The following is a 6173-nucleotide window of genomic DNA, read 5'->3' on the forward strand; positions in this document are numbered from 1 at the left end:
ACGAAAAGATAACCATGAATATGACGGCGATGTAATCCCTGCTGTTCTTTCCTGACCAGAAACTCGAACAAGATGGAACCATGGTCTTAAAACATTTTCTTGGCCACTTACCAAACAAATCGGTTCATTAATTCATTTTTATAAGGGTGAAACAATTAACATGAAATCTCCAGAATTATTATCTCCTGCCGGTTCATTAAAGCGTATGCGACGAGCGTTTGCCTATGGAGCAGATGCGGTCTACGCAGGACAGCCTCGTTATAGTCTTCGAGCCAGAAATAACGAATTCTCCCATGAAAAATTGGTGTTGGGCATTAGTGAAGCCCACGCCCAAGGTAAACTATTTTTTGTGGCAAGTAATATCATTGCCCCCAATAATAAAATAAATACTTATCTTGATGATCTTGCCCCAGTGATTGAAGCCGGTCCAGACGCTTTAATTATGACAGACCCTGGCCTCATTATGATGGTTAGAGAGAAATGGCCAGAGCAACCAATTCATTTGTCAGTACAATCCAATGTGATGAACTCTGCTGCCGTAAAATTTTGGCAATCTATTGGTCTTGAGCGAATTATTTTATCTCGAGAGTTGTCTTTGAAAGAAATCCAGGCAATTAGAGAAAATTGCCCAGATATTGAATTGGAAGTATTTGTGCACGGCGCATTATGTATGGCTCACTCTGGACGTTGTCTCTTATCCGGCTATTTTAATCACCGCGACCCAAATCAAGGAGCATGCACTAATTCATGTCGCTGGAAATATAGTATTAAAGAAGGTACAGAAGATGAATGGGGTAATGCACATGTAGAACCTAATACTTTTCTATTCGAACAATCTCCTCAACGTGAAGGAGAAATGAATCTCATCGAAGAAGACGAACATGGGACTTATCTATTTAACTCAAAAGATTTAAGAGCAATTCAACATGTTGAAACGCTTGCACAAATGGGTATTGATTGTTTAAAAATAGAAGGACGTACCAAATCAGATTTTTATGTGGCTCGTGTGACCCAATTGTATCGAAAGGCCATCGATGATGCTGTTGCTGGTAAACCCTTTGATTGGAGCCTCATGGATACCCTGGAAGGACTTTCACTTAGAGGTTACACAGAAGGATTTTACCGTCGTCATGTTCCGGAAGAATATCAAAGTTATAAAGATCGAAATGAAACGGATATAAAACAGCAAGTTGTAGGTGAATTACTTAATTATGACAGCAGTAAACAACTGCTTGAAGTATTGGTAAAAAATCAATTTGCTATTGGCGATACTCTTGAAATCATGCTTCCAAACGATAATCACATTTTTACACTTGAAGCCATTGAAAATACCGATGGGTATTCAATCAATCGCGCCCCAGGTAGTGGTCATGTTGTTCGAATTGCTGCTGATATACAAGAGGTGAATCAGTTGGAACATGGTTATTTAATTCGTCATTGGAGTGAGTGATACTGAACCTAGAGCGACATATGCCAACAATTGAACAATTGAGAGAGCAAATTAAAAACATAGATCATGACATTATCAGATTTATAGCTCTTCGTCAGGATCTATGTAAAAAAATGGGCGCATTAAAAAGAAAAGCAGGGAAACAAATTATTGATCTCGAGCAAGAAAAAAAGAATTTTGAGTATTATGAATCTCTATCAAATGAATATTCCATAGATCCTAAATTTATTGCGCGTTTATTTAAATTAATTATTATAAATTCCAGAATAATACAACAACAAAAAATCCAAAAAGTCGATTCATCCTAAAAAGCTTCCTATCAACACTCTAATTGAGCCTCATATCAGTCATTATTCTTGGTAAAACCCTACTACAAAATTGACTAATTTTTCGAGCGATGGGCAAGTACTCGCTTATCCATTACCCTCCGCCATAATGGAGGGAAAAGAGCTAGTATTATCATTCCTAAATAACCTGAAGGAAGTTGAGGGCTGGTGTCAATGTGCCTTAATAACTGATAAGGACGTGCTCCATGAACATGATGATCAGAATGTCTTTGCAGATGGAAAAGAAGCATGTTGCTAAGCCAATGACTCGCATTCCATGAGTGTTGAATTGAAACTTTCTCATAAGCTCCATTGGCGAGTTTTTTGCGTTCCAGACCATAATGTTCGATATAGTTAATGATTTCCAGCAGAATAAAGGCGGTCAAAGACTGGATAATAAAGAAAAGTAGGACCATCCATCCACCGTAATAAAAAAAAGCCGTTGCCAGAATAATCGGCAGGCCAATAATCCACCAAAATTGATTGTTTAAATGGTACCATGGATATCCTAAACGATTTAAACGCATACGCTCAATATTCAGAGCAGAACGAAAAGAACCGACAATTGTTCTTGGTAAAAATTGATACAAACTTTCTCCTAACCGAGATGTCGCAGGATCTTTGGGTGTGGCCACATGAACATGATGGCCTCGGACATGTTCAATAAAAAAATGACCATAACATACGCTAACTAATAAAATTTTACTTAAAAGTTGGTCAACCATGGAATTTTTATGCATAAGCTCATGAGCCAGAGTAATTCCAATTCCACCGGTTAAAAGCCCAATTGATAAGCTAAACCCAATAAACTCCAGTGCAGTTAAAGGAACATGTACAATCAGATAAGCTGCATAAATCACAAAGCAACATTGCAAAGGTACATATATCCAAGTAAGAATCTTGAAATATTTGTCTTTTAGCAATATGTGTTCTTGAGTCCTATCAGGATTACTGGGATCAACCAACCAAACATCCATCCAAGGAACCATGCTAAATAATATAATAAATGGGAGAAAAGTATAAAAACCACCAAAATAGAAACCAATAAAAGGCAGCATCACCAACAAATAAGCCAGCATAAAACACAGTTTTTTACTTAATTTCATTTTTTTAACTCCCATCTATAAATATAGATGAATCATTAATAATATGATAGCCGCGCTACCTCCTGAAAAATTCGGGCTGATCTCCTTTAAATCTTTCACGAAGTATCTCTACTGTCAAACTAAAACGGAGTAATCCTATAAAACTGATTTAGACTTGCTTGCCTCTGGGCAAGTTTTCGTATTTAAGGGTAATGTTAAATATTTAATGGTTATTTATTTGATTTTTTGAGTATAATTGCATCAGAACAGGCTGGGTAAAATAAAATAGCTAACTAATGAATGCATATTGTGCATTAAATTTTTCACTTAAGTGAGGGTATACAATGAAAGTGTCCAAAATGAACAGAATCAGCGTTTTAATGTTCGGTGCGACTTGTTTATTGACTCTAAGTAACTGTGCTTTTTCGCAAAACCCATGTAAAGGTGGCGGAATGTCGGTTCGCTTTGACTTATCAAAGACCAATAATCCAAGCATTGAAAATAAAAATACTTATATCGTAGTTCTAGGTATTGATCCAATAACAAAAAAACATGCTTATGTGAAATTTAATGATGGAAATCAAGTGGGAACGCTTGTCGATATTACTGATGTCAATATGAATGGAAAAGACTACGGTATTTCATTGTCCGAATTGATACCCGGCTCGGGAGGAATAGCTCAAGCCTGCATTCCACATCTTACTTCTGGGAGAGTTTATATTTCTTTTGGCAATGCCCTGGATATGCCTACAGACAAGGATGCCCTGACACCAAAGCAGCCTGATGTAAATAATCCCCAAACAACGACAAATGGAACGCTTTTTGATAAGGTTGAGTTTAATTACAGCACTAGTGGTGAGACGGTTATTAACCCAACTGGAGTTGATTTTATTGCTATCCCTTATACGATTCAACAAGCAGGTGATGAGTATGGACATGCGGGTGGCCTGGATGGTGTCATTAAAAATATGAAAACTATCGTTTGTCGGGCTGCAGGTGAAGCAATAAACTCTCCTGAATGTGCTCTACGATGGAACCATTCAGAATGGTCTAGTCTAGTGGTGTATAATTCAGCCAATGTATTAATGCGCGTTGATGCCCCCGGAAGATTCGGTAATCGATTTAATGGATATTTTACCAACTATATCAACGAGCTCAGTAAGTACTATTCTTCCGCTATCAATCGTTCCATTAAAATTGATTTAAGCGAATTAAATGAAGGTATCTGGTCAGGAACTTTTGAACCAAACAGTCAAACATTAGTCTTTTCACCGGTTGGAGGTACCAGATCTGAATCGTTGTCTTATAATTTAAGCTCACCACAAGCCAGTAATTCAATCTTAATGGGAGCACAAGCACCTTTTTATAACAGAAACGCTGTAGATTCGACTATTGCACGCGATCTGACTTCTGCTATTGTTTCAGGCATGTTGATGCGCAAAGAATCGGCCTTCATTGGTAAAGATTTCTTTGATTCACTAGGTAACCCAGTTTTCAAAAATAAACAACAAATGCAACAACTACTCAAATACTATTTTAACAATGTTGATAATTCAGTAGATTACATTGTCAATCAATGTGGTGCGACTAAGGATGCACCCTGTGTGAATGTCTATTCTGAGGCCATGCATGCATTGAGTTTCGATAAAAATATAGATCATCCGCAAAATAGTTATTTAAATTCCTACGCTTTTTCCTATGATGATTTTCTAGGTATGGATGGCACCAATACTCAGACTGATGCAAAACCAGCGGTTATAGTGATCGGGGATATGAGCAATCGAAAGATTCCGCATGTAGATCTCTGATTAGAAAAGTAGTTCATATTATAAACTTTTATCCATATCGAGTTGCTGAAAATAATCTATACTTAATGTCTAGATTCAGTCAATAAAGAATGGATATCATGAAACAAACAGGGATGGTGCTGCAAGGAGGCGGTGCACTAGGAGCTTATGAGTTCGGCGCCTTAAAACGTCTCTATGAAGAGCCTCAATTTTCACTAGATATTGTTTCAGGGGTTTCTATTGGCGCTATTAATGCAATAGCATTAGTTGGAGCCAAAGATGACCCCATTGCAACCCTTGAAGCAATGTGGAACGAGTTTACTATTTTTTCCTCCCCTTTTCTGAATGATAAACTAGCTTCTTATTTGGCCTTATTCGGAAATCCGTCTTTTTTTTATCCGCGCACTGACTATTGGAACTTAGCTAATTGGACTAGCTTTTATTTCACCAAACCTTTGCAACAACTATTAGAAAAATACATTGATTTTAAAAAAGTAAATAATTCGTCGATGCGTCTAATTCTTACCGCAACAGATATCGCAACAGGAAAAGTCAAAACTTTTTCGAATCAAGGTAATGATCGAACAGAAATTACTTCGCTACATGTTTTAGCAAGCGGCAGTTTACCCCCTGGTTTCCCGATGACCACTATAAAAAATACCTGTTATTGGGACGGGGGGTTATTTGAAAACACTCCACTCTCCCCTGTCTTGGAGAGCCTTAATCCAGATCCTGACGTAGAAAAGCAAATTATTGTAATTAATCTTTTCCCAAGCAAAGGCAAAATACCCACCAATATGATTGATATTTTTGACAGGATTTTTGAAATTCAATTTTCCAATAAGATCCGCTTTAATAAAGAATTAACTGAAAAAATCAATGAATACATCGAGGTAATCAATGAAATTGAACAGATTGTCCCCATTGATAGCCCTATCAAGCAATTACCAGGGTATCAACGTTTAATAAACTATAAATACATCCACAATATCATTTATATTGAGAACAAAGATCCCGAGAATGTAAACGCCGCTTTTGATTTTTCTTCCAACTCCCTCGGAAGGAGAATAGATGCGGGATATAGAGATGCAGGGAATGCTCTAAGAGCGCTTAATTCGCAGTAGCATGGCCTCTACTTAACATTTGGAAGAACTGCTTAATACAGCCAATCAATCATGCGTGAACACCTATTGCCTCAATGAAAGGTGTTGCCGAAGGACAAAAAATATACTGAGTCGTTGCCTCAAAATAGGTGTTGCTTTTGAGAGGTTTTGTTGCAGTTAATAAATAGTTGCTATTGGGCCTGGTGGATATGTGGACGAGAAGCCTGTGAGTGTGAGCAATAGCTGTGGGTAACGTCTTTTTGTTATCCATGGCTTTGTTCACACGTCCCATAGGGCACAGGCAGGTCCGAAGGACTCGTCCATCATATCCACAGGCTTTATCTCCAAACAGGTCTAATGCAATGTTTAATCTTTTCATTAAATAGCCTTTCTCTGTTTTGTATTCTGAACCTGAACTAATC

At 37.6% G+C, this 6173-nt stretch carries 6 protein-coding genes; 4 read left to right on the forward strand and 2 right to left on the reverse strand.

The window, feature by feature from the left end; translation table 11 throughout:
* Nucleotides 1-160: 160 nt before the first annotated feature.
* Both trhP and BW930_RS15570 read left to right on the forward strand, forming a co-directional pair.
* Nucleotides 161-1450, forward strand: coding sequence for a prephenate-dependent tRNA uridine(34) hydroxylase TrhP (gene trhP, locus BW930_RS15565; RefSeq protein ID WP_058467711.1), 1290 nt, complete (start codon nt 161-163; stop codon nt 1448-1450).
* A gap of 20 nt (nt 1451-1470) precedes the next feature.
* Nucleotides 1471-1758 (forward strand): chorismate mutase, encoded by a 288-nt coding sequence (locus BW930_RS15570; RefSeq protein WP_058467710.1) that lies wholly within the window; start codon nt 1471-1473, stop codon nt 1756-1758.
* A 74-nt stretch (nt 1759-1832) separates the two neighbouring features.
* On the opposite strand, the gene BW930_RS15575 is transcribed toward BW930_RS15570, so the two are convergent.
* The gene (locus BW930_RS15575) at nt 1833-2882 is read right to left on the reverse strand and encodes an alkane 1-monooxygenase (protein ID WP_058467709.1); all 1050 of its coding nucleotides are present in this window, start codon (nt 2880-2882) and stop codon (nt 1833-1835) included.
* 338 nt (nt 2883-3220) lie between these two features.
* On the opposite strand from BW930_RS15575, the gene BW930_RS15580 reads away from it, so the two are divergent.
* Together BW930_RS15580 and BW930_RS15585 are read left to right on the forward strand one after the other, a co-directional pair.
* Nucleotides 3221-4669, forward strand: a complete 1449-nt coding sequence (locus BW930_RS15580; protein ID WP_238587845.1) for a beta-1,3-glucanase family protein — start codon at nt 3221-3223, stop codon at nt 4667-4669.
* A 98-nt stretch (nt 4670-4767) separates the two neighbouring features.
* A complete protein-coding gene (locus tag BW930_RS15585) occupies nt 4768-5772 on the forward strand; it encodes a patatin-like phospholipase family protein (RefSeq protein ID WP_058467707.1) in 1005 nt (334 codons plus the stop codon).
* Between the two features lie 49 nt (nt 5773-5821).
* Here BW930_RS15585 and BW930_RS15590 read toward each other — a convergent pair.
* The coding region (locus BW930_RS15590) for a hypothetical protein (RefSeq protein ID WP_217697076.1) at nt 5822-6173 on the reverse strand (352 nt) is incomplete at its 5' end.

This window comes from Fluoribacter gormanii (assembly GCF_900156395.1).
In the GTDB taxonomy this organism is placed as follows: Bacteria; Pseudomonadota; Gammaproteobacteria; order Legionellales; family Legionellaceae; genus Legionella; species Legionella gormanii.

Bases quoted from the DNA above. Each gene is read 5' to 3' on its own strand.
- trhP (WP_058467711.1), top strand. From the start codon at position 161: ATGAAATCTCCAGAATTATTATCTCCTGCCGGTTCATTAAAGCGTATG.
- BW930_RS15570 (WP_058467710.1), top strand. From the start codon at position 1,471: ATGCCAACAATTGAACAATTGAGAGAGCAAATTAAAAACATAGATCAT.
- BW930_RS15575 (WP_058467709.1), bottom strand. From the start codon at position 2,882: ATGAAATTAAGTAAAAAACTGTGTTTTATGCTGGCTTATTTGTTGGTG.
- BW930_RS15580 (WP_238587845.1), top strand. From the start codon at position 3,221: ATGAACAGAATCAGCGTTTTAATGTTCGGTGCGACTTGTTTATTGACT.
- BW930_RS15585 (WP_058467707.1), top strand. From the start codon at position 4,768: ATGAAACAAACAGGGATGGTGCTGCAAGGAGGCGGTGCACTAGGAGCT.